Annotated in this window: 20 protein-coding genes; 8 read left to right on the plus strand and 12 right to left on the minus strand. The window is 63.1% G+C overall.

Features of this window, described 5'->3' with window-relative positions:
* Positions 1 to 9: 9 nt before the first annotated feature.
* The 4 genes from RRU_RS07185 to RRU_RS07200 all read right to left on the minus strand — a co-directional run bounded on the left by RRU_RS07185 (position 10) and on the right by RRU_RS07200 (position 4,092).
* Entirely contained in the window at positions 10 to 1,185 is a 1,176-nt protein-coding gene (locus RRU_RS07185) for an acetyl-CoA C-acetyltransferase (RefSeq protein WP_011389134.1), read from the minus strand.
* Positions 1,186 to 1,287: 102 nt separating this feature from the next.
* Positions 1,288 to 2,736 carry a short-chain fatty acid transporter gene (locus RRU_RS07190; protein ID WP_011389135.1) on the minus strand — a complete coding sequence of 483 codons (1,449 nt, stop codon included), beginning with the start codon at positions 2,734 to 2,736 and terminating at the stop codon, positions 1,288 to 1,290.
* Positions 2,737 to 2,777: 41 nt separating this feature from the next.
* Positions 2,778 to 3,434 carry a 3-oxoacid CoA-transferase subunit B gene (locus tag RRU_RS07195; RefSeq protein ID WP_011389136.1) on the minus strand — a complete coding sequence of 219 codons (657 nt, stop codon included), beginning with the start codon at positions 3,432 to 3,434 and terminating at the stop codon, positions 2,778 to 2,780.
* A gap of 4 nt (positions 3,435 to 3,438) precedes the next feature.
* Complete coding sequence (locus tag RRU_RS07200; protein ID WP_011389137.1) at positions 3,439 to 4,092, minus strand: CoA transferase subunit A; 654 nt, start codon at positions 4,090 to 4,092, stop codon at positions 3,439 to 3,441.
* Positions 4,093 to 4,537: 445 nt separating this feature from the next.
* On the opposite strand from RRU_RS07200, the gene atoS reads away from it, so the two are divergent.
* From atoS to RRU_RS07215, 3 genes are all read left to right on the plus strand, one after another.
* Positions 4,538 to 6,391 carry a two-component system sensor histidine kinase AtoS gene (gene atoS / locus RRU_RS07205; RefSeq protein WP_011389138.1) on the plus strand — a complete coding sequence of 618 codons (1,854 nt, stop codon included), beginning with the start codon at positions 4,538 to 4,540 and terminating at the stop codon, positions 6,389 to 6,391.
* Positions 6,385 to 7,767 (plus strand): acetoacetate metabolism transcriptional regulator AtoC, encoded by a 1,383-nt coding sequence (gene atoC, locus RRU_RS07210; protein ID WP_011389139.1) that lies wholly within the window; start codon positions 6,385 to 6,387, stop codon positions 7,765 to 7,767. Before atoS ends, atoC begins: the two co-directional genes overlap by 7 nt.
* 284 nt (positions 7,768 to 8,051) lie before the next feature.
* Positions 8,052 to 10,085, plus strand: a complete 2,034-nt coding sequence (locus tag RRU_RS07215) for a DEAD/DEAH box helicase (RefSeq protein WP_011389140.1) — start codon at positions 8,052 to 8,054, stop codon at positions 10,083 to 10,085.
* A 12-nt stretch (positions 10,086 to 10,097) separates the two neighbouring features.
* Here RRU_RS07215 and RRU_RS07220 read toward each other — a convergent pair whose 3' ends face one another.
* Positions 10,098 to 10,757, minus strand: a complete 660-nt coding sequence (locus RRU_RS07220; protein ID WP_011389141.1) for a pyridoxamine 5'-phosphate oxidase family protein — start codon at positions 10,755 to 10,757, stop codon at positions 10,098 to 10,100.
* A 498-nt stretch (positions 10,758 to 11,255) separates the two neighbouring features.
* Here RRU_RS07220 and RRU_RS07225 point away from each other — a divergent pair, with 498 nt between their 5' ends.
* Positions 11,256 to 12,857 carry a sigma-54-dependent Fis family transcriptional regulator gene (locus RRU_RS07225; protein WP_011389142.1) on the plus strand — a complete coding sequence of 534 codons (1,602 nt, stop codon included), beginning with the start codon at positions 11,256 to 11,258 and terminating at the stop codon, positions 12,855 to 12,857.
* Positions 12,858 to 12,952: 95 nt separating this feature from the next.
* Positions 12,953 to 13,810, plus strand: coding sequence for an NAD(+)--dinitrogen-reductase ADP-D-ribosyltransferase (locus RRU_RS07230; protein ID WP_014626161.1), 858 nt, complete (start codon positions 12,953 to 12,955; stop codon positions 13,808 to 13,810).
* Here the strand turns inward: RRU_RS07230 and RRU_RS07235 are convergent.
* The 7 genes from RRU_RS07235 to RRU_RS07265 all read right to left on the minus strand — a co-directional run bounded on the left by RRU_RS07235 (position 13,807) and on the right by RRU_RS07265 (position 21,461).
* A complete protein-coding gene (locus RRU_RS07235) occupies positions 13,807 to 14,364 on the minus strand; it encodes a gamma-glutamylcyclotransferase family protein (protein WP_011389144.1) in 558 nt (185 codons plus the stop codon). The genes RRU_RS07230 and RRU_RS07235 overlap by 4 nt on opposite strands.
* Entirely contained in the window at positions 14,361 to 15,083 is a 723-nt protein-coding gene (anfO, locus tag RRU_RS07240; protein ID WP_011389145.1) for a Fe-only nitrogenase accessory protein AnfO, read from the minus strand. The genes RRU_RS07235 and anfO overlap by 4 nt, the downstream gene beginning before the upstream one ends.
* 88 nt (positions 15,084 to 15,171) lie before the next feature.
* Complete coding sequence (gene anfK / locus RRU_RS07245; RefSeq protein ID WP_011389146.1) at positions 15,172 to 16,560, minus strand: Fe-only nitrogenase subunit beta; 1,389 nt, start codon at positions 16,558 to 16,560, stop codon at positions 15,172 to 15,174.
* Positions 16,561 to 16,571: 11 nt separating this feature from the next.
* On the minus strand, positions 16,572 to 16,922 hold the full coding sequence (gene anfG / locus RRU_RS07250) for a Fe-only nitrogenase subunit delta (RefSeq protein ID WP_011389147.1): 351 nt from the start codon (positions 16,920 to 16,922) through the stop codon (positions 16,572 to 16,574).
* A gap of 14 nt (positions 16,923 to 16,936) precedes the next feature.
* Positions 16,937 to 18,496, minus strand: coding sequence for a nitrogenase iron-iron protein, alpha chain (anfD, locus tag RRU_RS07255; RefSeq protein ID WP_011389148.1), 1,560 nt, complete (start codon positions 18,494 to 18,496; stop codon positions 16,937 to 16,939).
* A gap of 48 nt (positions 18,497 to 18,544) precedes the next feature.
* On the minus strand, positions 18,545 to 19,372 hold the full coding sequence (gene nifH, locus RRU_RS07260; protein ID WP_011389149.1) for a nitrogenase iron protein: 828 nt from the start codon (positions 19,370 to 19,372) through the stop codon (positions 18,545 to 18,547).
* Positions 19,373 to 19,709: 337 nt separating this feature from the next.
* On the minus strand, positions 19,710 to 21,461 hold the full coding sequence (locus RRU_RS07265) for a chemotaxis protein (protein WP_011389150.1): 1,752 nt from the start codon (positions 21,459 to 21,461) through the stop codon (positions 19,710 to 19,712).
* A 592-nt stretch (positions 21,462 to 22,053) separates the two neighbouring features.
* On the opposite strand from RRU_RS07265, the gene RRU_RS07270 reads away from it, so the two are divergent.
* From RRU_RS07270 to RRU_RS07280, 3 genes are read left to right on the plus strand one after another with little or no spacing between them, the layout of a single operon-like run.
* Positions 22,054 to 22,389 carry an STAS domain-containing protein gene (locus RRU_RS07270; RefSeq protein WP_011389151.1) on the plus strand — a complete coding sequence of 112 codons (336 nt, stop codon included), beginning with the start codon at positions 22,054 to 22,056 and terminating at the stop codon, positions 22,387 to 22,389.
* On the plus strand, positions 22,389 to 22,757 hold the full coding sequence (locus tag RRU_RS07275; protein WP_014626162.1) for a response regulator: 369 nt from the start codon (positions 22,389 to 22,391) through the stop codon (positions 22,755 to 22,757). The genes RRU_RS07270 and RRU_RS07275 overlap by 1 nt, the downstream gene beginning before the upstream one ends.
* Positions 22,754 to 24,835 (plus strand): chemotaxis protein CheA, encoded by a 2,082-nt coding sequence (locus RRU_RS07280; RefSeq protein WP_011389153.1) that lies wholly within the window; start codon positions 22,754 to 22,756, stop codon positions 24,833 to 24,835. Before RRU_RS07275 ends, RRU_RS07280 begins: the two co-directional genes overlap by 4 nt.
* Positions 24,836 to 24,847: the final 12 nt, after the last annotated feature.

Raw genomic sequence — 24,847 nt, forward strand, 5'->3', positions numbered from 1 at the left:
TCGGGCGGCTTAGCCGCGCTCAACGCAAAGCGCGATGCCCATGCCGCCGCCGATGCACAGCGTCGTCAGGCCCTTCTTGGCGTCGCGCTTGATCATCTCGTGGAGCAAGGTGACCAGGACGCGCGCGCCCGAGGCGCCGATCGGATGACCAAGGGCGATGGCGCCGCCGTTGACGTTGACCTTGGCCGTGTCCCAGCCCATGTCGCGGTTGACGGCGATCGCCTGGGCGGCGAAGGCCTCGTTGGCTTCGATCAGATCCAGGTCGTCGATGGTCCAGCCGGCTTTTTTCAGGGCCAGACGCGAGGCGGGGATCGGGCCGCTGCCCATGATCGCCGGATCGACGCCAGCCGTGGCCCACGACACGATGCGGGCGAGCGGGGCGATGCCGCGCAGGCGGGCGTTATCGGCGCTCATCAGCACCAGGGCGGCGGCGCCGTCGTTGATGCCCGAGGCGTTGCCGGCGGTGACCGTGCCATCCTTGCGGAAGGCGGCCCGCGCCTTGGCCAGGCTCTCGATCGTCACCCCGGCCTTGGGGTGCTCGTCGGTATCGACGACGACATCGCCTTTGCGGGTTTTGAGGGTGACGGCGGCGATCTCGTCCTTGAATTTGCCCGCGGCGATGGCGGCCTCGGCCTTGTTCTGCGAGGCGCAGGCGAATTCATCCTGCTCGGCCCGGCTGATCTGCCATTTGTCGGCGATGTTCTCGGCGGTGGTGCCCATGTGGTAGCCGTTGAAGGCATCCCACAGGCCGTCCTTGATCATGGTGTCGACCAGCTCGCCCGGGCCCATCTTGATGCCGGCGCGCAGGTGGCTGGCGTGGGGGGCCATGCTCATGCTTTCCTGGCCGCCGGCGACGACGATCTTCGCATCGCCATTGCGGATCGCCTGGAAGCCCAAGGCCACGGTGCGCAGCCCCGAACCGCAAAGCTGATTGATGCAATAGGCGGTTCTTTCCACCGGAATGCCGGCGTTGACGGCGGCCTGACGGGCCGGATTTTGGCCCTGGCCGGCGGTCAGCACATGACCAAGCACCACTTCATCGACATCGCCGGCCTCGACCTTGGCCCGGTTCAGGGCCTCGCGGATGGCGACTTCACCCAGGGTGTGGGCGGGGACGGCGCCAAAGGCGCCATTGAACGCACCGATGGCCGTGCGGGCGGCGCCCGCGATCACAACGTCATTCATGACGGGTCTCTTTCGATGATCCAAAGGGGACGCCAACCGGGGAGCGGGGGAGAGGCGGGCGGGGGGATGAACCCGGCCCGCATCCCCGGTTGGCGAGGGAGGTCAGGGCGCGAGAGTCTGGGCAAAAACCCACAGCAACAGCATCACCACCGGGGCGCTGAAGATCAGCTGGGTGAAGCAGAAGCCGACGATGTCGCGGGCCTGAAGCTTGAGGATGCCGAGCAAGGGGAGCATCCAGAAGGGGTTGATCAGATTGGGCAGGGCTTCGGCCGCGTTGTAGACCTGAACCGCCCAGCCCATGTGGGCGTGGATGTCCTTGGCCGCCTGCAACACATAGGGCGCCTCGATGATCCACTTGCCGCCACCCGAGGGGATGAGGAAGCCGAGGATGGCCGAATAGATGCCGATGACGATCGGGAAGCTGTTGGTGGTGGCGATGCTGACGAACAGCTCCGAGATGTGGTGGGAGATCGAGATCCCGTCCGATCCCAGCACGCCGGTCAGCATGGCGGCGATGGCGCCATAGAACGGGAACTGGATCAGCACGCCCGCCGAGGTCGGCACCGCCCGGGTGACGGCGGTCAGGAAGCTGCGGATATTGCGGTGCAGCAGCAGGCCGAGCATCAGGAAGGCGAAGTTATAGTTGTTGAGGCTGGAAACCGTGACCAGCACGCCCTGGCTGCTGAACTGCTCCCAGAAGTAGCCGACCGACAAGATGACGACGAGGATGGGCAGGACGGGGGTGAATTCCAGCCATTCGCCGGGGCGCTTGGGCTTCTGCGCGGGCTCGGGCTCGATCGAGACGTCCACGCCCATGTCCTGGGCGGTGCGCACATGCTTGCCGCGCGGCGCGGCGAAGTAGAAGACGACGACGGCCAGGGTCATCAAGCTGAGATACAGAACCACCGACTGCCACAGGAAGATCGTTTGGCTGAGCGGAATGACGCCGCTGATGTCGGAGATCGACTTGGGCAGGGACAGCGGATTGGCCTGCAGCATGGCCGAGGACGAACTGAGCCCCAGCGCCCAGGTCGAGCCCAGGCCCATATAGGCGGCGGCTCCGGCGGCGCGATAGTCCATCTTCAGGTCGACGCGGCGGGCGAGGGCGCGGACGAGCAAACCACCCAGCACTAGACTGAGCGCCCAGTTGAGATAGGAGGCCGCCATCGAGATGAAGGCCACCCAGGCGACGGCGCCGGCCGGCGTTGACGGGAAGGCGGCTAATTTGGTGATCAGCCGGGTGCAGGGCGGCGAGGTGGCGACCACATAGCCGGTGATGGCGACCATCGCCATCTGCATGGTGAAGGGAATGAGCGTCCAGAACCCCGCTCCGAAGCCCTTGGCGATCTGCAAGGGCGAGGCGCCGATGGCCAGATCGGCGGCGGTGACGACAAGGGTGGTCAGGACGACGAAGACGAAGGCGTCGGGAAACCACTTCTCGGCGATGCGGGTGAACTCGAAGGCCATATGCGCCAGACGACCTTGGGATTCAACCCCGGTCTTGCCGCGGCTTTCCTGGTCCGCGGTGGTTTCCATTACGTTCGGGGACATTGCTGCCGCCTCCAATGGGGGAACTCTAAGATGTCCGCCGATCAGGCGGCGAGGGTCATCTCGGGCGTCTCGCCTTCGACGATCAGGCGGGCCTCGGTCGCGGCGATCACCGCCTCAAGCGAGACCCCCGGCGCGCGCTCGCGCAGCACGAGGCCGGCGTCCGTCGGTTCGATCACCGCCATCTCGGTCACGATCAGATCGATGCGGCGAACCGAGGTCAGCGGCAGGGTGCAGGCCTTGAGGATCTTCGGCGCGCCCTTGGCGGTATGGGTCATCGCCACGATCACCCGGCGGGCGCCGGTGACGAGGTCCATGGCGCCGCCCATGCCCGGCACCATCTTGCCCGGAACCACCCAATTGGCCAGTTGACCGGCTTCGTCGACCTGCAGGCCGCCCAGAACGGTGACGTCGAGGTGGCCGCCCCGGATGAAGCCGAAGGAGGAAACGCTGTCAAAGGCGGCGGCGCCGGGGATGATGCCGGTCGGCGCGCCGCCGGCATCGGTCAGGGCCTCGGAGGATCCGCCGGGGCCTTCCAGGGGCTGCATGCCGATGATGCCGTTCTCCGACTGGAAGAACACAGACATGCCGGGGGGAAGGTAATTGGCGACCAGGGTCGGCAGGCCGATGCCGAGATTGACGAGATTGCCCTGGGTGAGTTCCTGGGCGACACGGCGGGCGATAAGGGTTTTGGCGTCCATGGTTTTAGGCCTCCCGGGCAACGATGAGATCGACGATGATGCTGACGGTCTCGACCTGATCGGGGGGGATGACGCCGACGGGAACGATGGTCTGGGCCTCGGCGATCACCGTCGCCGCCGCCATGGCCATCGACGGATTGAAGTTCCTGGCCGTCAGTTCGTATTGAAGATTGCCCAGGTGATCGGCGCGCCAGGCGTGGATCAGGGCGAAATCGGCCTTGATCGGCTTTTCCAGCAGGAAAACCGTGCCATCGACATCGACGGTCTGTTTGCCGTCTTGCACCAGCGTGCCGACGCCCGTCGGCGTCAGCACCCCGCCAAGGCCGGTGCCGCCGGCGCGGATCTGCTCGGCCAGGGTGCCCTGGGGAACGAGGGTGACATCGATCTCGCCGGCGATCATCCGCCGCTGGGTTTCGGGGTTCAGTCCGATATGCGAGGCGATCAGCCGCGACACGGCGCCGGCATCGATCAGCTTGCCGATGGCGTGATTGGGCCGGGCGGTGTCATTGGCGATGATCGTCAGATCGCGTTTGCCCTGGCGGACCAGTTCGTCGATCAGGCGATGGGGGGAGCCGACTCCCATGAAGCCGCCGATCATGATCGACGCGCCATCGGGAATTCGTTCGACCGCGTCCCTTATGGAAACGACCTTGGACATTGTTGTCTCCTCTCTCAGGCAAGGGGTGGAAGCGTTCCAGGAGACGGGCTCGGCGGGGGATCGTGATCACCTCGCGTGCGCCGCTCTGGTCCCGCCCCATTGGGATAGCGCCGAGTAATTGGCAAGATCCGTGCCAAGAAAAAAGAAAACAAAATATCGTTATAAATCAGATGGTTGCAATGTTGTGGGGTGTTTTTAAAAAGAAATGGCTCACGTATCGGGGAAATATGTTTCACACCTGCGCAAATAGTTTCGCAGTATGTGTGGTCTATGCATCTAATTTTTCGTCTGACTATTTGTGAAGAAAATTGCGCAACTGTGAAAAATTTTGCGCACTTGATAAGATCACTGCTCTTATCTATGACTCTTCTATGCCGTTGGCGGTTTTGAAGGGGCGCTCGGCGGAAAATTCAATCCATGATTTTACCCCATCGAGGGATCCCCCGTGCGCCTCAGCGACCTCTCGCGTATCCTGCCTTTGCGGAGTCTGCGCCATCGGTTGATGCTGACCTCGCTGATCGTCGTCGCCTTGCCGATCGCCATCGTTGGCATCGTCTTCGAACACGAGGGGCGGCAGGCGCTGCTTCATGAAAAGCAAAGCAAGCTGTTCGGCCTGACCCAAATTCTCGATGCCGAGCTTGGCCCTGGCTTTGACTCCCTGCTCGCCGATCTGCCCAGCGGCTGGACCGACCGCGCCGCGGCCATCGCCCATCTCAGCGCCAAGTTGACGCTTCAGACCGATCGCATCGCCGGGATCGGCGACGGCATCGCCGTCGGCTATTATTCCAAGCGTCTGGACGCCATCATCACCTATGGGCCAAGCGCCTCCTACGCCAAGACCATCGGCGTTTCGATCACCGCCGACCATCCGGGGCGCGCCGTGATGGACAGCGCCAAGCCACGGGTCGAATTCGGCACGCTGGTGCGCGGTCAGATCATGAACGCCATGCTGCCGATCATCCGCAACGACGAGGTGATCGGCTATATCTGGGCCAATGAGTTCATCGAGGCGATCGAGAACCAGCAGAACGTCTTTCATCGCGCCGTGCTGTTCGTCAGCCTCGCCGGGATCGGCATCGCCTTCTTTGTCGTCAATTCGATGTCGCGCCGGCTGTCGCAGGAGGTCGGCGTCATCGTCGATGGCCTCGCCGTCATGGAAAACGATCTGCGCCGGCCGCTGCCGCCGTTGCGCGACGAGTTGGGCAATATCGTCGATGCCATCAACGCCATGGCCAAGGCATTGCTCGATGCGCGGTCGCTGACGGAAAACATCCTGGCCAGCGTCGCCGACGGTATCGTCGCCGTCGATCTCAAGGGTACTATCACCGCCTTCAATCCGGCCGCCGAGCAGATGTATTCGATGTCGGCCGACGCGGTGATCGGCAAGCCCTATCACGCGCTGTTCATCAGCGGCACCGATATGGTCAGCGTGCTGCTCGATACCCTGGAAACCGGCTGCACCCATATCGGCGTGACCCCGGACCTGCCCAATCTGGACGGCACCTTGAAGATCTCGGCGTCTTCCAGCGTGCTGCGCGACGGCGAGGGGCAGCCCATCGGCGCGGTGGTGGTGCTCAAGGATGTCAGTGAACGCGACCGGCTGATGGTGCAGGTGATGCGGGCCGATCGGCTGGCCGCCCTGGGCGAACTAACCGCCGGCATCGCCCATGAGATCAGAAACCCGCTGACCTCGATCCGTGGCTTCGTCCAGTATCTGATGGAATGCGCGAGCCCCAAGGAATGGCAGCATTACGGGCCGCTGATCATCCGTCAGGTCGACAGCCTCAACCATATCATCACCGAACTGCTGGCCTTCGGCCGGCCGCGCGCGCCGCGTATCGACAAGGTTCACCTGGATCAGATCGCCCAGGAAATGGCCTTTCTGGCGCGGGGGAAATCCGAAGCGCGCATCGAAATGGACCTGGAGGGCGAGGTGCCGGCGATCGAGGCCGATGGCGAATCGCTCAAGCAGGCGCTGCTCAATCTGATCATCAACGCCATGCAGGCGATTTCCAAGGATGGGTCGGTCACCGTGGCGGTGCGCCGCCTGGGCGATGACCATGTGATGGTCAAGGTCAGCGATGACGGCATCGGTCTGGCCCCCGACTATCTCGACAAGGTTTTCGACCCGTTCTTTTCAACCAAGCCGGCCGGGACGGGTCTGGGGCTGGCGGTCGTTCATCGCATCGTCGATGCCCATCAGGGCGTCATCACCCTTGATAGCCGCCTTGGCGAGGGAACGGTGGTGACCATCCGCCTGCCCGTGGTTCGTTCGAAGCAGGAGAGTCCCCCATGTTAGCCCCCGCCCAGACCGTTCTGATCGTCGATGACGACGAGGCCATCCGCCAGATGCTGTCGGCCTTCTTGTCCAAGGAAGGCCTGAGGGTGGTGACGGCGCGCGACGGCCTGGAGGCGATCGAGGTTTTCCGCCTTCAGCGTACCGATGTGGTTTTGCTCGATATCCGCATGCCACGCATGAACGGCCTTGAGGCGGCCAAGGCGATCTTGGAGATGGACCGGGGCACGGCGGTGATCTTGATGACCGCCTTCGCCGAGGTTTGCACCGCGGTTCAGGCGATCAAGGATGGCGCCTTCGACTATGTGATCAAGCCCTTTGATCTTGAGGAGATCCGCCTGCTCGTCCGCCGGGCGCTGGAGATCCGCTCGATGCGCGCCGATATCGTTTCATTGCGGCGCGAATTATCCGAGCGTTACGGCGCCGAAGGTATCTTGACCGACAATCCCAAGATGATGGATCTGCGCCAGACCATCGCCAAAGTGGCGCGCAGCCAAGCCACCGTGCTGATCCAGGGCGAAAGCGGCACCGGCAAGGAACTGGTGGCGGCCTCGGTCCATTACGGCAGCCCGCGCGCCACCGGTCCCTTCATCCGCGTCAATTGCGCGGCCATTCCCGAAGGCTTGCTGGAAAGCGAGTTCTTCGGCCACGAGAAGGGGGCCTTCACCGGGGCGGCCACCCGTCGGCGCGGGCGTTTTGAACAGGCCGAGCATGGCACGCTGTTTCTCGACGAGATCGGCGAGATTTCCCCGGCCCTTCAGGTCAAGCTGCTGCGGGTTCTGCAGGAACGCGAATACGAGCGCGTTGGCGGTTCGGAGCCGATCCCGGCCGATGTGCGCATCGTCGCGGCGACCAACCGCGATCTCGAGGCGATGATCCGCGAGGGAACCTTCCGTCAGGATCTGTTCTTCCGCCTGAATGTCGTCGCCTTGAAGACCATCCCCTTGCGCGATCGTCCCGAGGATATCCGCCTGCTCGCCGATCATTTTCTTGGGCGCTTCGCCGCCGATAACAACGTGGTGATCCGGGGCTTCGATCCGGCGGCCTTGGACTGCATGCTGGCCTATCCCTGGCCCGGCAATGTCCGCGAATTGGTCAACGCCGTGGAGCGCGCCGTGGTGATGAGCACGGGCAACGTGATTTTGCGCGACGATCTGCCCGAAAACATCATTTGCGGCGAGCGCGCCGCTTTCGTTTCCGAACTGCTGCCCGATGGCGAGGCGATCAGGCCCTTGCGCGAAATGGCCAGCGAGTTCGAAACCCGCGTCATCCGCCTCGCCCTGGCGCGCAACGGCGGCAACCGGGCGCGCACGGCGATTCAACTGGGGATCAGCCGTCGCGCCCTGCTTTATAAGCTGCAGGAATACGCCATCACCTGAGCGCGCGACAGCGGCGCCGCGTCAGGGTGTTTCGGGAGCGCGCGGCATTTTTGCGTGACGGCGGACGGATTCGTGGTATCTCATCGCATCGGGCAGCACGGTTCAAACCGCCGCCGGTGCGCGAAGCTTGTTTGATGCCCGCTTTTTAGCGGCGCTCATGGCCCGGCACACGCGGCGGCGCCTTCGTTATCGGAAGGCAAAGCGCGGCGATCGTTCTTCTTGGCCCCGCCGCCTTGCTCCGAACCGGGCCCGGCCCCCACCACCTGGAAAGTACTGCACCACCCATGGACTTTTTCCCCGCGGGTCATCCGCTGACCCAAGCCTTGATCGAGCGTAACTACACCGAACCCACCGCCGTGCAGACGGCGGTTCTCGAACCCGGGGCCCAGGGTCGCGACCTGCTGGTGTCGGCCCAGACCGGATCGGGCAAGACCGTGGCCTATGGTCTGGCGATCGCCAGCACCCTGCTTGGCGACGAGGCTGTGCTGGAGCCGGCGACCGAGCCGCTGGCCCTGATCGTCGCCCCCACCCGCGAGCTGGCCTTGCAGGTCCATCGCGAGCTGGCGTGGCTTTATGGCCATGCCGGGGCCAAGGTGGTGTCGTGCGTGGGCGGCATGGATCCCCGCGCCGAAACCCGGCGTCTGGGCGAGGGCTGTCATATCGTCGTCGGTACTCCCGGGCGTTTGCGCGACCACCTGGAGCGCGGCAACCTCGCCGTCGGCCGGCTGAAGGCGGTGGTGCTCGACGAAGCCGACGAGATGCTTGATCTGGGGTTCCGCGAGGATCTGGAATTCCTTCTGGAGGCGACGCCCCAGGAGCGCCGCACCCTGTTGTTCTCGGCCACCTTGCCCAAGGCCATCGTCACCCTGGCCAAGCGCTATCAGCGCGAGGCCTGGCGTATCGCCGTGGCGGCGGGCAAGCAGGGCCATGCCGATATCGAATACCGCGCGATCAGCGTCGCTCCCAACGAGGTCGAGCACGCGGTGGTCAATCTGCTGCGCTATGTCGAATCGCCCGCCACCTTGGTGTTCTGCAACACCCGCGAGTCGGTGCGCCACCTGCAGGCCATTTTGCTCGAACGCGGTTTCGCCGCCGTCGCCCTGTCGGGCGAACTGGGTCAGGGCGAGCGCAATCAGGCCCTTCAGGCCCTGCGTGACGGTCGCGCCCGGGTCTGCGTCGCCACCGACGTGGCGGCGCGCGGCATCGATCTGCCCAATATCGGGCTGGTCATCCATGCCGAGCTGCCCCAGAACGCCCAAACCCTGCAGCACCGCAGCGGCCGCACCGGCCGCGCCGGACGCAAGGGGATCAGCGTGCTTTTGGTGCTGTTCTCGCGCAAGCGCCGCGCTGAACAGCTTTTGGAAACCGCCGGCGTGCGCGCCCAATGGGGCGGCGCCCCCTCGGCCGACGATATCCGGGCGCTTGATCAGGAACGCCTGCTGCAAAGCCCGCTGGTCAGCGAGGATCTGACCGAGGACGATCTGGCGATGGCCAAGGCCCTTTTGGCGGTGCGCTCGCCCGAGGAGATCGCCGCCGCCCTGGTGCGCATGTACCGCGCCCAGTTGCCCGCCGCCGAGGATGTGTTCGCCGCCGGAACCGCCGAGCCTTCGCCCGAGCCGCGCGCTCGGCGTCCGGCGTCGCGCGATCGTGACCGCGATGGCGAGCGCGAGCCGATGACCGAGCCGCGCCCGGGACGGAACTCGGGGCTGTCGGGCCCCAGCGTCTGCTTCCGCTTGAATGTCGGGCGGCAGAAGAACGCCGATCCGCGCTGGCTGGTGCCGATGATCTGCCGCCTGGGTAAGATCACCAAGCAGGAGATCGGCGCGATCAGCATCTTCGAACGCGACACCAAGATCGAAATCGCCGCTGCCTTCGCCGAACGCTTCATCGCCGCCGTCGGTCAGGTCGAGCGCGGCGATATCCGCATCGATCCCTGGGTCGAGACCAGCCGTAGCAAGCCGGTCGACGCCCTGGAGGTGGCCACGGCCGGCGACGAGGCGGCCGCTGCGGCGCCCCGCGCCAGCGCGCCCCGCGCGCCCCGCGCCAGTGAACCCCGGGTGACGAAGCCCTATGAGCCGCGCGCCCCGCGATCGACCGAACCGCGCGCGCCGCGTGCCGCCCGCAGCGCCGATCGCCCGACCGAGGCCCGCGCCCCGCGCACGGCGGAGCCCCGCCCGCCGCGGGCGAGCGACCGCGCCAGCGAACCGCGCGCCGCCAAGGCGCCGCGCCGCACGGAAAAGCCGGCTGTTGGCAAGGCGATGGTCAAGACTTGGGGCAAGCCCAAGCCGGGCAGCCGTCCCAAGACCAAGCAGAAATAAGCCGGGTTCGGCTTATCCCAGCGTGAACCGCGAAACATCGGCCGGCATCTCGATGCCGGCCGTGTTGCGTGGGTCGGCTTCGGGCGGCAGAACCTGATAGCGGATGGGGATGACGCCGGCCCAGGCGGGGAAGGCGTAATCCTCGTCGTCGTCCTCGGGCGGACCGCTGCGCAGCTTGCACGAGGCTTCGTCGAGCGGCAGCCAGGCGATCGCCGTGGCGGTGATCTCCTTGTCGTGGGCCGGGCGCAGGCGCTCCCACTGGCCGGGGATCAGGCTATTGACGAAGGTCCGCAGCTTTTCGCGCTTTTCCTCGGCATCGCTGATCAACCGCGCCCGCCCGACCACCATCACCGAGCGGAAGTTGCAGTTGAAATTATAGGCCGAGCGCGCCAGCATCAAGCCGTCAAGCAACGAAACCGTCAGGCAGATATCCTGGCTCTCCAGGGCTTTGAACATCCGCCCGGCGGTCGAGCCATGCCAATAGACGCGGTCGCCCTCGCGCCAGAAGAAGGTTGGCGTGACAAAGGGAACGCCGTTCATCATGCAGCCGACATGGGCCAGCGGCGTCGCGTCGAGAATCGCCTCGACCGTCTGGCGATCATAGCGGGCCAGCCAGTTGTAGCGCACGACGCGGGTCCGATCGCTGGGCGCCTGGGCGGGGGTGTCGCTCATCCGTGACTATCCTTAAGGGCTCGGACGGGGCGCCGGTTCCAGAAACGGGTCCGGCGCGTCCTCCGGCTGTGGCGGGAACGACCAGGACTTAGCAAGGGTTGTGCCACGGGCCGCAAGCCGCCGATCGTTCCCAGTCCGGGCGGCGCTTTGGGAGGGGCTGATACGGATTGGTACGGATCTCGGCAAAACGTACGTTTTTGTCAGAAACACCAAGGATTGGTTGGAATCCGGAGACGAAACCTTAGAGAAGCTCAAGGGCGCCGGGGTGAATTGTCATGGTTTGTCCGCTATGTCGCAAAAATAACAAACATTGTAGAGGTTGATACAAAGCGCATCTTGAGTGGATCGATGCTGTATTTGTATTGGAAAGTGCCTTTTGTTTCATGTTAGGTCTTTTCGGAAGGCGCCGGTGCCGCCATGGGTGCGTAATGCCAAGCCGGCTTTTGGGCCGGGCGAGGGTGGGACGCGATCACGGCGGCGGATCGGGAGTGATCCGAGATGCTTATGGACTATACCTATGCGATTGATCTCGACGATTTCGTCGATGATTCCACCGACTGCAAGACCGGCGAATGTCGTGTCGCCGTTCTGCCGATCCTGTTCCAGATCAGCCAGATCATTTCCGAGAGCGAGGATTTGCCCCGGTCTCTGGCGATCATTCTCAAGGTCATGCAGCAGCGCATGCGCATCGGCCGCGGAACCGTCAGTCTTTATGACCGCGAAAGCGGCAAGATCTTCGTTCACGAAAGCTTTGGCGGCCGGGACGACCAGCAGGCCCTGGGCGCCAGCGGGCCGGGGCGCGGCATCACCGCCAAGGTGGTGGACTCGGGCAAGGCGATCATCGTGCCCGAACTGCGCGACAGCCCGACCAAGCCCAACCGCACCCAGCTTCAGGCCGATGGCAGCGATTTGGCGGTGTCGTTCTTCTGCGTGCCGATCCTGCGCGGTCGCAAGGTTCTGGGCACCATCAGCGCCGAGCGCGTCTATGCCAATCGCCGGCTGTTGAAGCAGGACGTGGAACTGATCGCCACCATCGCCTCGATGATCGCCCCGGCGGTGGAGCTGTATCTTTTGGAGAACATCGACAAGGTGCGGCTGGAAAACGAGAATCGCCGTCTGCACGACGCCCTGAAAAGCCGCTTCAAACCTACCAATATCATCGGCACCTCCAAGCCGATGCAAGAGGTCTATGATCTGATCCACAAGGTGGCGATGACCAAGGCCACCGTGCTGATCCTCGGGGAAAGCGGCGTCGGCAAGGAATTGGTCGCCAGCGCCATCCATTACAACGGCGCCACCGCCGAAGGGCCGTTCATCAAGTTCAATTGCGCCGCCTTGCCCGAAAGCCTAGGCGAGTCCGAGTTGTTCGGTCACGAGAAAGGCGCCTTCACCGGCGCCATCGCCCAGCGCAAGGGGCGCTTCGAGATGGCCGACGGCGGCACCATCTTTCTCGACGAGGTTGGCGAGCTGAGTTTGGCCATGCAGGCCAAGCTGTTGCGGGTGCTCCAGGAAAAGACCTTCGAGCGCGTCGGCGGCGGCCGGTCGGTGCGCGTCGACGTGCGGATCATCGCCGCCACCAACCGCAATCTGCCCGAGATGGTCGAGAAGGGCACCTTCCGCGAGGATCTGTTCTACCGGCTCAATGTCTTCCCCATCACCTTGCCGCCGCTGCGCGACCGGGGCAGCGACGTGATCTTGCTGGTCGATCATTTCATCGCCCGCCACGCCGCCGAGGGTGGGCGCGAGGCCAAACGGGTGTCGACCCCGGCCTTGACCATGCTGATGGCCTATCACTGGCCGGGCAATGTGCGCGAACTGGAAAACGTTATCGAACGCTCGGTGATCTTGTCGGAAGACGGGGTGATCCACGGCTATAATCTGCCGCCCTCGCTGCAGACGGCAACGGAGACCGGCACGTCGTTTGGCTGCGGCCTGGAAGCCAAGCTGCAGGCGGTGGAATACGAAATGATCGTCGAGGCCCTGAAAACCCATGGCGGCAACGCCACCGAGGCGGCCAAGGAGTTGGGGCTGACCCGGCGCATCCTTGGCCTGCGCATGGAAAAATACGCCCTCAATTACAAGACTTATCGCAAGCGCTGAGGGGCGCGGCGGGGGCGTTTCGTTCGGCGGGATCGCTTGGGTTGTGCTATGCTGCGCTGGCCCCGCCGTCCTTTCGCCGACGAGATATCCCGATCATGGACCAGACGACGCTCCGCCGCCTTGGCCGCCGCCTTGGCCGCCGCCTTGGCCACAGCACCAATCGGATTGGCCTGTCGACCGACTTGATCGGCAGCGCCGCCTTCAACGACGACCCGCTCCCTTTGCCGATCGCCGGGGTGCGCGAGATGAACGCCGGTTTGTTCGAGATGCTGGCGCAGGCCGAAGGCAGGGCGGATGCCGCCGACGCCTTTTTGAAATACATGGTGGCGGCTTTTGATATCGATGCCGAACAGCATGCCGCCCCGATCGGTCCCGATGGCGGGCGCGATGGCACGCGGCCCTTCCGTTCAAGCTTTCTGCGCTTGCTGATCGGCTGGGGATGGGAGTCGAACGGGCCCGAGGGCGCCGTGCTCAAGGGCTGGGTCGAAAGCCGCTTCGGGCTGTTTCCAACCTTCCATAAGGCCAAATTGACCGAAGGGGCGGAAGACGCCTGGGCCGCTTATGTCGAAGAGGCGATGGCCAGCGCCTTTCACACCAACGCCATCCTGACCCAGCTTGATCTGCTTTATGAATACTGCCAATGGGTTCTGACGACCTTTCTGTCACCCGAGGAGCGCCATCTCACCCTCTATCGCGGGGTGAATGCGTTCGAGGAGCATCAGATCCTGGCGCGGATCGACCCGCGCACGGTTGTCCTGCGGCTGAATAACCTGACGTCGTTCAGCAGCGATCGCGAGGTTGCCGACTGCTTTGGCGATATCATCCTGACGGTGCGGGTGCCAAAGGTGAAAGTTATGTTTTTCAACGCCTTGCTGCCGTTTTTTCCGCTGAAGGCCGAAGGCGAGTTCCTGGTGATCGGCGGCGACTATCTGGCGCGGACCGAGACGATCTAATCCCCGCACTGGCAGGCCAGACCGGCGAAAAACTCCGGATTGAAGCTTGCCTTGCGCGGAACCGGGGTGCTGGCCTGGCACGTGGGGATGGCCCTCAGGAGGTCGATGTAGGGTGGCGGCAGGGCGCGCGCCATCGCTCCGGCGATGATGTGGTCAAGATACGGGGCGCTGGGCTTTTGCCGGGGGCCAAGCACGTCCCTTTTGTACAACAGCACCGGATAATTCCGCCCCTCGGCGTCGAAAACCTGGGTGGGGAAGTGGAAATAGGGACCGGTGCCGTCAAGCCAGACCTTTTGCCAAGTATCAAGGATCTCGGCATCGTGGAACGACAGCCTATAGACCACGCCCCAAAGATCGGCCCCCGGTTCGGGCTGGGCGCTTTCCTCGCCGCCGTCCCAGATCTTGGAGGACCCGAAAAACCCCAGGCGATGGTCGGGCAGGCGGGCGGTGGCGACGACCTCGGGCTTGCGGCAGCGCGCCTCGATCTGCGCCGGGTTCATGTTCGAGCCATAGGCGAAATAGAACGGCTGGGGTTTGTCGGCGGGCCGGCTCATGACGGCTCTCCGCTGGCCGGGGCCGTTTCGGCCGGGGCGAAGACGATGACGCGAAGCCCGGGGCCATTCTCGCGCGGGTGTGGCGGGTCGGCGCGCAACCCCAGCGCCGCGAGTTCCTGGTCGAACCAGCGCGGCAGGTGATCACAGAGGATTTCCAGGCTGATAAAGGCCTTTTCCTGAAGCACGGGCAACAGCGCCACCCGGGCGTTGAGGCGTGTGTCGCCAGCGAGGATCGCCCCGAGATCAAGGCGATACCGGCCCTTTCCCAGATCCTGGGGCAACGGGGGCGGTGGTGGTGGTGGCGCGGCGGCGCACTCGGCCTTTTTCCCCCGCCCCGACCCGCATCCACCCGACGAGCAACCCGGTGCGGCCGCCTTCGGCGCCTCCTTGGCCAGGGCTTGTTCCTTCTGGGCCACCAGATCAAGCTGGTCGCTGAGCCCGCCCTCGGACTTCCAGACGCGATAGCCCATGTCATCAAGCAGCGCATAGGCCAAGCCGCGCGTGTCCTTGGCCAGGAAAACGGCGGTTTCATCAAGATGGGCGACGATGCTGTTCAGGGCATCCTTGACCGCCGAAAGGCCGGTGGCCTCTTGCCTGTCGACAAGGATGTCGGTCTTGAGCGTCCACGCCCCGGCCGATCCTTCAAAAAGGCGGACCGGGCCCTTATCGAAAAAGCCGGCCACCTGACCTTGATCGTTCACGAAAGCGGCGATTTGCATGCTGGCTCCTTTCCAGGGGGCGGGCCCAGAGCGGGGGTGTCAGGCATCCCCGGGCCGGGGGGAGGGCCTGACACGCAAGGGAGGAGGCTTACCAGACGTTGAGGATCCACTCCTTGTTCTTCTTGTATTCCATGTCGGTGAACAGGGTATTGGCCATGGCTTCGGCCAACCAGGTGGCTCCGGCGTAGCCGACGACCGGATGGCGATAGAGGCCGGCGCGGTCATAGGTGGGGAAGCCGACGCGGACCATCGGGATGTTGTTGTCGATGGCGGTGAAGCGGCCCTTGGAATGGCCAAGGATCAGGTCGAGTTCGAGACCCTTGTTCTTAACCCGGTCCTCCAGTTCCCACAGATCGGCGTTGGTGATGATCTCCATATCGTGGTCGACGCGCTCCTGAAGCGCCTTGATGCGGGGATCGGTCTCATAGCCGGCGTTCTCGTCGCCGAGCAGCAACAGCATCGGCTTCATTTCCAGATCGAGGCAGAACTCGGCCAGACCGATCACCAGATCGGGATTGCCATAGATCGCCACCTTCTTGTCGGCCAGGAACATATGGACAAGATCGGTCAGGGCGTCGATGGCGATGCCGCGTTCGCGGACCAGCGATGGGGGGATCGCCTTGCCGGTCATGATCTTCAGGTTCTGCAAGAAGGTGTCGGTGTTGCGGATGCCGATCGGCGTCGGCCCGATGACGGCGGGCACGTCGAAGCCCTTTTGCAAGAACTCGGCGGCCTTGGCCCCTTCATAGCGGTTCAGGGCGATGGTGCCCTGGGCATTGGCGGTGTCGATCAGATCGTCGATCGTCGTGCTGCCGTGCGAGACGGCGCTTTTATCGGGCATCAACGGCGAATCGAAGCTTTCGATCTCGAACAAGACATTGGCCTCGACCCGCATTTCGGCGAGCAGATGCTTGAGTTCCTTCACGTCGCCCGGATTGACCCAGCCGGTGATCAGATTGATCTTCAGGCTGGGTTTGCCCTTTTTGGCGAAGGCCTTGACGAAGTCGCGCACCGCCACGTCGTATCCGGTGACCATCGACCCGACGAAGCTGGGCGTGTGGATCGGGATCAGATGGACCTCGCGGTCGGGAAACTTCTCCTTGAGCAGGCCTTCTTCCAGCTTGCGGACCACGCCATCGACATCATCGCCGATGACCTCGGTCGAGCAGGTGGTGATGATCGGGATGACCTTGACGTCGGGGTAGCGCATCAGCAGCACGTCGACGGCCTGTTCCACCCGGTCAAGGGCGCCGAACACCGCGCCGTCTTCGTGAACCGAGGACGAGGCGATTTCGAAGCTTTCCTTGAGGTGCTGGGAGATCAGCAGGCGGACGAACATGACGCAGCCCTGGCCGCCGTGAACGATGCCGATGCAATCCTTGATGCCGATGCTGGCGTATTGGGCGCCGGCCGGCTGGCAGGTGAAGATCGGATTGATCGTGCCGATGCGCTCTTTCTTCCTTAATTCGCAGGACATGGTGCGATCCCCTAATAATGTTGGTCGGTCAGTTCCAGGTTGAGAGACCCGGTGATGGTCAGGTGGTCGAGGCGCTCGTGCAGCGCGCCCATCAAGGCCTTGATGTCGTCCTTATCCATCGTCTTCAACCACGGGTACCGACTTTTATAAGCATCGGCCAAGCAAACGGCGTCGACCCAATAGCATTTGTCCGCAGGCGTCCCAAGATCGACGGGTTCATCGCAGAGAAGTTGCGTGGTCTTGGTCAGGATACCTTCGTTTTGTCTTTTCCTGTCCCAGGACCGGGAGTGAAACTGCCAGAGGCAGTGTTTCATGATGTAGTCGATGAGCAGGTCGATCCTGTCTTTCATGAGGTCGTCCATGGCGGGGATCCTTGTTATTGGGCGACAGGAACGGCATCGAAGCGCGGATAGGTCTTCTCGCGCAGGGCGGAAATGGTGTCGTAAGCGCCGCGATAGGGGGTCAGCACGGTCGAAGACCGCACCTCGGCGGGCAGGGCCGGATCGGAGATCATCTGCGGCGTCAGGAAGCCCTGGTCGGTCGGGATCGGGTCCTTGCTGATATCGAGGGCCGACAGCTGGAAGATCGGCGAATAGATGGCGTTGTAGATATCGCGGGCGAAGCGCACCCAGCCCTCGTAGCCCTTATAGGGGCCGTTGTGATAGGCGTGGGCGTTGAGATAGGGAACGCGCACTTTCTTGGCGACCTCGCCCGGGCGCTTGCCCGTCAAGATGATGTCGGGCTTGAGCATCTCCAGGGCTTCCAGGCCTTCAAGCTCGTTGGGATCGTCGATGGCCAGGGCGCCTTCGCCGCAGCGCGCGATGCCCTTTTCCATATCGCCCTGATGGCCGAATTTGGTGTAGAGCGACACGACGTTGAGGCCCATTTCCTCCTGGATGACATGGGCCCAATGCCAAAGCTTGGAGCCGCCCGGCCACAGGCAGACCTTCTTGCCGCGCAGGCGTTCCTTGTACCAATCAAGCTGGGGTTTCCACTTGGCGGTTTCTTCGTCGATGATCGCCTGGGCGCGGTCTTCGATGCCGAAGAACAGGCCGATCTTGCGCAGCGAGTCCGACAGCGGTTCGAAGCCGAAGCCGTCGATATCAAGGCGCGGGATGCCATAGCGCACGCGCAATTCATTGCAGATGTATTCGGCCGAACGGGCGCATTCGAGCACATTGAGATGGGCGCGGTGCATCGCCCGCAGGCCGTCATAGGATCCGTTGCCGGTGAAGGTCGACAGGATCTGGATGCCCATGCGATTGAAGTAATCCTGCATAACTTCCTGATCGCCCTGGATATTATACTCACCAACATAGTTGATGACGTAATCGCTGGTGATCTCGGGCTCGACGGTGCCGACCTTCTGGTTGACCCAGGCGATATTGATCTTGTGGTGGCCGCCCGACTGGCTGGGCCCGGCGAAGCCCGGCGAGTTGCAGACGAAGATGTCGACATCGGGCAACTCGTCCATCACTTCCGAGGCGATGGCGTCGATGTCATCGCCGATCAGCGCCGTGGCGCAGGTCTGGTAGATGGTCATGCGCTTGATGTCGGGAAACGCCTTGAAGGCTTCGAGGATGTTCTGCTTGAGAAGCTTCTCGGCGCCAAAGACGATGTGCTTTTCCCGAACATCGGTGGCATAGGTGTACTTGAGCTGGAAGTTGTTGTTATCGCTGATATAACGCTTGGTCTGCCAGGTGTCGTAGGTGCATCCGATCGGTCCGTGACTGATATGGATGACGTCCTTCATCGGCTGGCCGATCACGTGCTTGGCGCCGCAATAGGCGCAGCCGCGCTCGGAGATCGATCCCGGAATGGTATTGAGATAACCCAGCGGCAGGCACGAGGTCAGGTCCTCGTCGGCGCCCTTGATCACCGCGTGCTTGGTGCGCTCGGGGATGCATTCGCTGCATTTGAAGGTATGGTGGGGCATTGGTTGCGTGCTCCTTAACGCCAATGAAACGTTCGGCCAGCCGCGGAATTAATCAAGAAGACCGTACTTTTCGACCATGCTTTCCAGTTCATCCATGGTCATCGGCTTGGGGATCACGAAGTTGTCATTCTCGATGATCGCCTGAGCCAGCAGGCTGTATTCATTGGCCTGATTTTCGGTCGGCTCGTATTCGGTCACGGTCTTTTTGTTGAACTCGGCCTTTTGCACGATATTGTCGCGCGGCACGAAATGGATCATCGTCGTGCCGATGGCCTTGGTGAATTCCTCGATGAACTCGCGCTCGCCATCGACTTTGCGGCTGTTGCAGATGATGCCGCCCAGGCGCACGCCGCTTTGCTTGGCGTATTTCACCAGACCCTTGCAGATGTTGTTGGCGGCATAGACGGCCATCATCTCGCCCGAGGCGACGATATAGACCTCCTGGGCCTTGCCATCGCGGATCGGCATGGCGAAGCCGCCACAGACCACGTCGCCCAGCACGTCGAAGAAGACGAAATCGAGATCCGAGGTATAGGCGCCCTGGGCTTCCATCAGGTCGATGGCGGTGATGACGCCGCGACCGGCGCAGCCGACGCCGGGCTCGGGACCGCCCGATTCAACGCACTGGATATCCATGTAGCCCTTGCGGACGACCTTGTCGTAGGTGACCTTCTCGGCCCCTTGCTCGCGCAGCACGTCCATCAGGGTTTCCTGGGGCTTGCCACCAAGGATCAGCCTAGTCGAATCCGCCTTGGGATCGCAGCCGTGAATGAAAATCTTTTTGTGGTGGAAGTGCGCCATGGCGGCGGCGGTGTTCTGCGTGGTGGTCGACTTGCCGATTCCACCCTTGCCATAAATAGCAATCTTGCGGGTCATCGTGATCTCTCCTGGTTGGCGGTTAAAAGAATGCCCAAGGACGCGTTTTTTAGTCCTGCCTTCCTGGGGTCTTCTTTGCTTGGCGCCGAAAAGTCTGGAAAACGGGAAATGTCTGCCAAGGTTTTGCAGGGGGCGTGCCAACGACGGGAAAGATCAAAAAAGACGCCAAAAGCCCCGGCTTTTCGGGCGGAACCGGAAAAGACCAGGGCTGGAAAAACATACGGGGATGTAAGGGGCGGGGGGCGCGGTACCGTTTGGTACGAAGCGCGGCGCCTCATCCAGGCGCGGCGCCGTGCCGGCCGTTTAGGGGCGAAGGGGGCCGCAAGGCCCGATAAGCTCAGAAGAAGATATCGTCGAGGTCGGTCGTGCCCGGGGAAGGGGGAGGGGAAGCCGAAGGGGCCTCGCCCGCGTCCGCCGGGGCGGCGGCAAGCGGCAGGCGGCCGGGGGCCTGACGGGCGAAGACCGCGCGTTCGCGTTCCATGGTGTAGCTGGCGATCAAAAGATCAAACAGCCGGTCGGCTTCGGGGCCGGAAGGGGCGGGGATCGTCCCGAGGCCGGCGGGACCTTCGGCCAATTTGCGCGCGGCGCCGCGCAGAACCTCGGCGATCTCCTCGTGGACGGCGGTGCGGGCGCTGGTTTTCTCAAGCAGGTCGGCTACCACATGGCCGTCGTGCTCGAGCGAGGCCAGGGCGCTGGCGAGGCTTTGACCGACCTGCCCCAACAGGGCCAGGGAATCGGCCATGATGGCCGACACCGCGGCGATATCGCTGGCCCGGTCCTGATGGGCCTCGTCGGACAGGGCCTTGGTGATCGACACCACCTGATCGAGATCGGCCATCACCTCGCTGGCCTCGGTGGTGATCTCATTGGCGTAATGGCGCAATTCCTGGGCGATGACGCCAAGCGCCTTGCCGGCGTTGCCAAGGCGGCCGCATTTCAAGGTGGTGTTGAGGCCCATGATGCGGATATCGGCTTCGAGCGAGCGCAGGGTGCCGATATGGCTGACCAGCCGGGTGGTGGCGTCCGAGACCGAGGCGGCGATCTGGTCGGCCTTGGTCCGCGCCGCGCGGAAGCCGCCAAGCAAATCGTCAACGGCGGCGACCTCTTTTCCCAACTCGCCCAGAAATGTTCCCTGATGGTCGCCCGAGGCGGCGAAGGCGTCATTGCCCAGGCGCAGGATTTCCCCGGCGTCGAGGGCCAGATCCTCCAGCGACATCAAGATCCGGCCGATCTCCATATCGAATTCATCGGCGGCGTCTTCGAGTTGCCGGGATTGAAGCTGGCAGAAGAAATCGATGACATCGGCGTGGGAGGCCTCATCGGCTTCAAGGGAGGCGGGAGGGGCGGCAAGCAGCCCGAGGGCGTAATCGGCGTGCTCGATGCGTTGGCGGGTGATGTCGCCGATCTGGAGGGCCATGACCGCGTCGCCGATCCGCCGGCCGATGCGCTGGGAGCCCTGGCCGACGGCGAAGGCGGTTGAAACGGCGGTTTTGCAGCGCGCGCCGATCGCCTCGATGCTGCGGGTCAGGCGCCGCGGGATGGTGCGGATCGCCTCCGTCTGCTGCTCTTCCAGAACGGATTGGGTGTTGATCGCCACGTGCAGATCACGCCCGACCTCGGCCAACTCGCCGGCGAATTCGTCCAGACTGGTCTGGGCAAGGCGCAAGGTGCGGTTGATCTCGTTGGCGAAGCTGGTGAAATCGACGCCGGTATCGCCGATGTGGGCGGCGGCGATCTTAGTATTGGTCGCCAGAATGCCGACCCCGCGCACCGATTTTCCCATGCGGACGACGCGGCTTTCGATGGTGGCGATCAGTTTGGTCAAGGCGACGAACGACTCGATCTCGCTGTTTTGAGCCGCCGCCAGAGACGACACCCGCGAGGCGATCTGGGAAAGCTCGCGGGTGGCCCGCGCCAAGGTCTCGCCCTTCAGCGCATCCGACAACGTGGCGAAGGTTTGGGTCAGGCTGGTGAGGATCTCGACCGAGGTCTCCAGCCCCCCCCCGATCTCAAGGAAGCGGGCTTCGGTGGAGGTGGATGCGGTTCTGATCGCGCCGGCTATCTGGTCGAGAGTCCTGCGCAGTTGCATCAGTCTGTCCCATGGGTTTCCCGCCGAGGATATCGGCGATCGGCGGACCGCCGGTGGACGGCGGATCGTGTTCAAAAGCGCCGGCCCGATCCGTGTCAACGGCCGACGGTCGATCCACAGGGGCGGACCGAAAGGTCACACTGTTCACCAGCGGGGTAAATTCGCCGTTAACGAAGGGGCCCCCACACTAAGGTTGTAATGGTTCGCGGCTCGGACTACAAGTTTAAGGATGTAGCTTGTTATCTGTATCCGAGATGTTATCGGAGTCATGGGGGTGGGGGAGGTCTCCCCTCTTAATCTTTTGTAAACTTTGGCGTCGGACACTTGAAGGGCGCAAAAGATACAATCTCAACTTAGCAACTCTTTAGGTTGTATAGAAATCAGTGGAATTTTATTAATAATGTTTGGTTCATTAAGGAACATGTGCCGAATCCTTCCCGAAGCTTTTGTGTATTAAAAACATAATTAATTGTCCGTATTTTTTTTATAGGCTCTGTTAGTCATTTGTCAATTTTCTCTCGGTATTGGTTTTTATAGTCTTATGAATTGGGGTATAGACTTTTGTGTGTTTAACCTGAGTGGGTTATAATCAATGGGACAGGACGAGATCGGCGATTTGGGGATCATTCATCTGGACGGGGCGCAAACGCTGCGTACAGCCGATGAAACGTATTCCAAGTTACGGGAAGAGGGGGGGCGTTATGCTGTCCTTGAAATCGATTGTCTGGGGGTGACCGAGGTTGATCTCAGCTTCATCCAGATGCTGATCGCCGCGCGAACCAGGGCGCGGTCGATGGGGCGGACCTTGCGGCTCGCCCATCCGGCTTCGGGCGCCTTGCTCGAAGCCCTGGAGCGCGGTGGGTTCCTGACCGGCATCCCCGACCAGGCGACCGACCAGGCATTCTGGCTGCAACCGGAGAAAGCATGATGGCCAAGACCATCCTTAGCGTTGATGATTCGGCGAGTATCCGCCAGATGGTGAAACTGACCCTGACCGGCGCCGGATATACGGTGGTCCAGGCGGCCGACGGGGCCGAAGGATTGGCCCGGGCGCGGGACATGGCGGTCGATCTGGTGGTGACCGACCTTAATATGCCGGTGATGAACGGCCTCGATCTCATCCGCGAATTGCGCAAATTGCCCACCTATAAGGGCGTGCCGATCATCTTCCTCACCACCGAATCCGATGCCGCGATGAAGCAGGAGGCCAAGGTCGCCGGCGCGACCGGTTGGATCACCAAGCCGTTCCAGCAAGAGCAGCTGGTCACCGTGGTGCGTAAGGTGCTCGGCGCATGACCCCCATGGACCCATCGGAGACCTTCCGCCAGGAAGCTCAGGAGTTGCTCGAACAGCTCGAGCAGGCTTTGCTTGACCTTGAACACGCCCCCGACGACGGCGATTTGATCGACAGCGCCTTTCGCGCCCTGCATACGATCAAGGGCTCGGGGTCGATGTTCGGCTTCGATGCGGTCGCCGCCTTTACCCATCACGTCGAAACCGCTTTCGATCTGGTGCGCAAAGGCAAGGTCACACCCAGCCGCGAGTTGATCGCCGTTGCCTTGGCGGCCAAGGATCGGATGCGGCTGTTGATCGAGCAACCCGAGACGCCCGAGAGCGCCGAGGGCGACGCCATCTTGCGCGATCTCAAGGCCATCGTTGACGCCTCGGACCTTCCCTCGGCCGGCGAAGGAGGGGACGCGCCGGTGGCGGCCAGGGAACAACCGGCCGAGATCACCTGGCGCATCCGCTTCCGTCTGGCGCGCGACGCGATGGCGATGGGCACCAATCCTTTGCTGTTGCTTGATGAATTGCGCACCCTCGGCTCGGCGACCATCGTGGCGCTGACCGGGGAGGTGCCTTCGCTCGAGGTTCTGGTTCCCAGCGACTGCCATCTCGCCTGGGATGTCATGCTGACGACCAGCCAGCCGCGCACGGCGATCGAAGACGTTTTCATGTTCGTCATCGATGACATGGAGTTGTCGATCGATCTTCTCGAGAGCGGCGAGGAGGATCGTCGCATCGGCGAGATCCTGGTCGAACGCGGCGATGTTGCCCAGGAGGCGGTCGATACGGCGGTGTCGCGGCAGTTGCCGCTTGGTACCTTGCTTGTCGAGTCGGGTAATCTCAGCCCCGATAAGCTGACCTCGGCCCTGGCCGAGCAGCAGCATCTGCGCACGGAAACCAAGGTTGTCGCCAAGGGCGCCGACAGCATCCGGGTTCCCGCCGAGCGTCTGGATGAACTGATGGATCGGGTGGGGGAACTGGTGATCGCGCAGTCGCGGTTGACCCAGGTCGCCGCCTCGATCAACGACATGCAGGTCAAGGCGATCGCCGAGGAAATCGAGCGGCTGGCCCATGAATTGCGCGATACCACCATGGGCGTGCGCATGGTGCCGATCAGTTCGCTGTTCGGCCGCTTCCGCCGCCTTGTCCATGATCTCGCCCATGACCTGGGCAAGCAGATCGAATTGACCACCTTCGGCGAAGAGACCGAACTCGATAAAACGGTGATCGAGCGTCTCAATGATCCGTTGATCCATCTTATCCGCAATTCCATCGATCACGGGCTGGAAACCCCCGAGGGACGCAAGGAGGCGGGCAAGCCGCCGGCCGGGCGCATCACCTTGTCGGCGCGCCATTCCGGGGCCGAGGTGCTGGTGTCGATCATCGATGATGGGCGCGGTCTCGACCGCGCCCGCATCCAGGCCCGCGCCGAAGAGCAGGGGCTGCTGGCGCCGGGGGTGAAGCTTTCGGATAACGACCTGTTCCAGGTGATCTTCCAGGCCGGCTTCTCGACGGCCAAGGTGGTGACCAGCCTGTCGGGGCGTGGCGTCGGCATGGATGTGGTCAAACGCACCATCGAAGGCCTGCGCGGCAAGATCGACATCGCCAGCACCCCGGGCAAGGGGACCGAACTGACCCTGCGGCTGCCGCTGACCCTGGCGATCATCGATGGCCTTCTGGTGCGCGTCGGCAAGGCCCGCTATGTGCTGCCGCTGTCGGCCGTTGAAGAATGCGTCGAGCTGTCGGCCGAGGAGGACGGCCGCTCGCGGGGGCGCAGCTTCCTGAATATCCGCGGCGATCTGGTGCCCTTCCTGCGCTTGCGCGAATTGTTCCAGGTGAGCGCCCCGGCCGATCCCTATCAAAAGGTGGTCATCGTCTCTTCGGGCGAATTCCGGGTCGGGCTGGTGGTCGATCAGGTGATCGGCAATCACCAGACGGTGATCAAATCGCTTTCGAAGCTTCACGCCGACGTCGAGACCTTTTCCGGCGCCACCATCCTGGGCGATGGCGCCGTCGCCCTGATTTTGGATATCGGCCATCTGGTCAAGCTCGGGCTGACTTACGAAAGCCAGTTCATGGCCGCCGGCTGACGGCAAACCCCA

The organism is Rhodospirillum rubrum ATCC 11170, assembly GCF_000013085.1.
Taxonomy (GTDB): Bacteria; Pseudomonadota; Alphaproteobacteria; order Rhodospirillales; family Rhodospirillaceae; genus Rhodospirillum; species Rhodospirillum rubrum.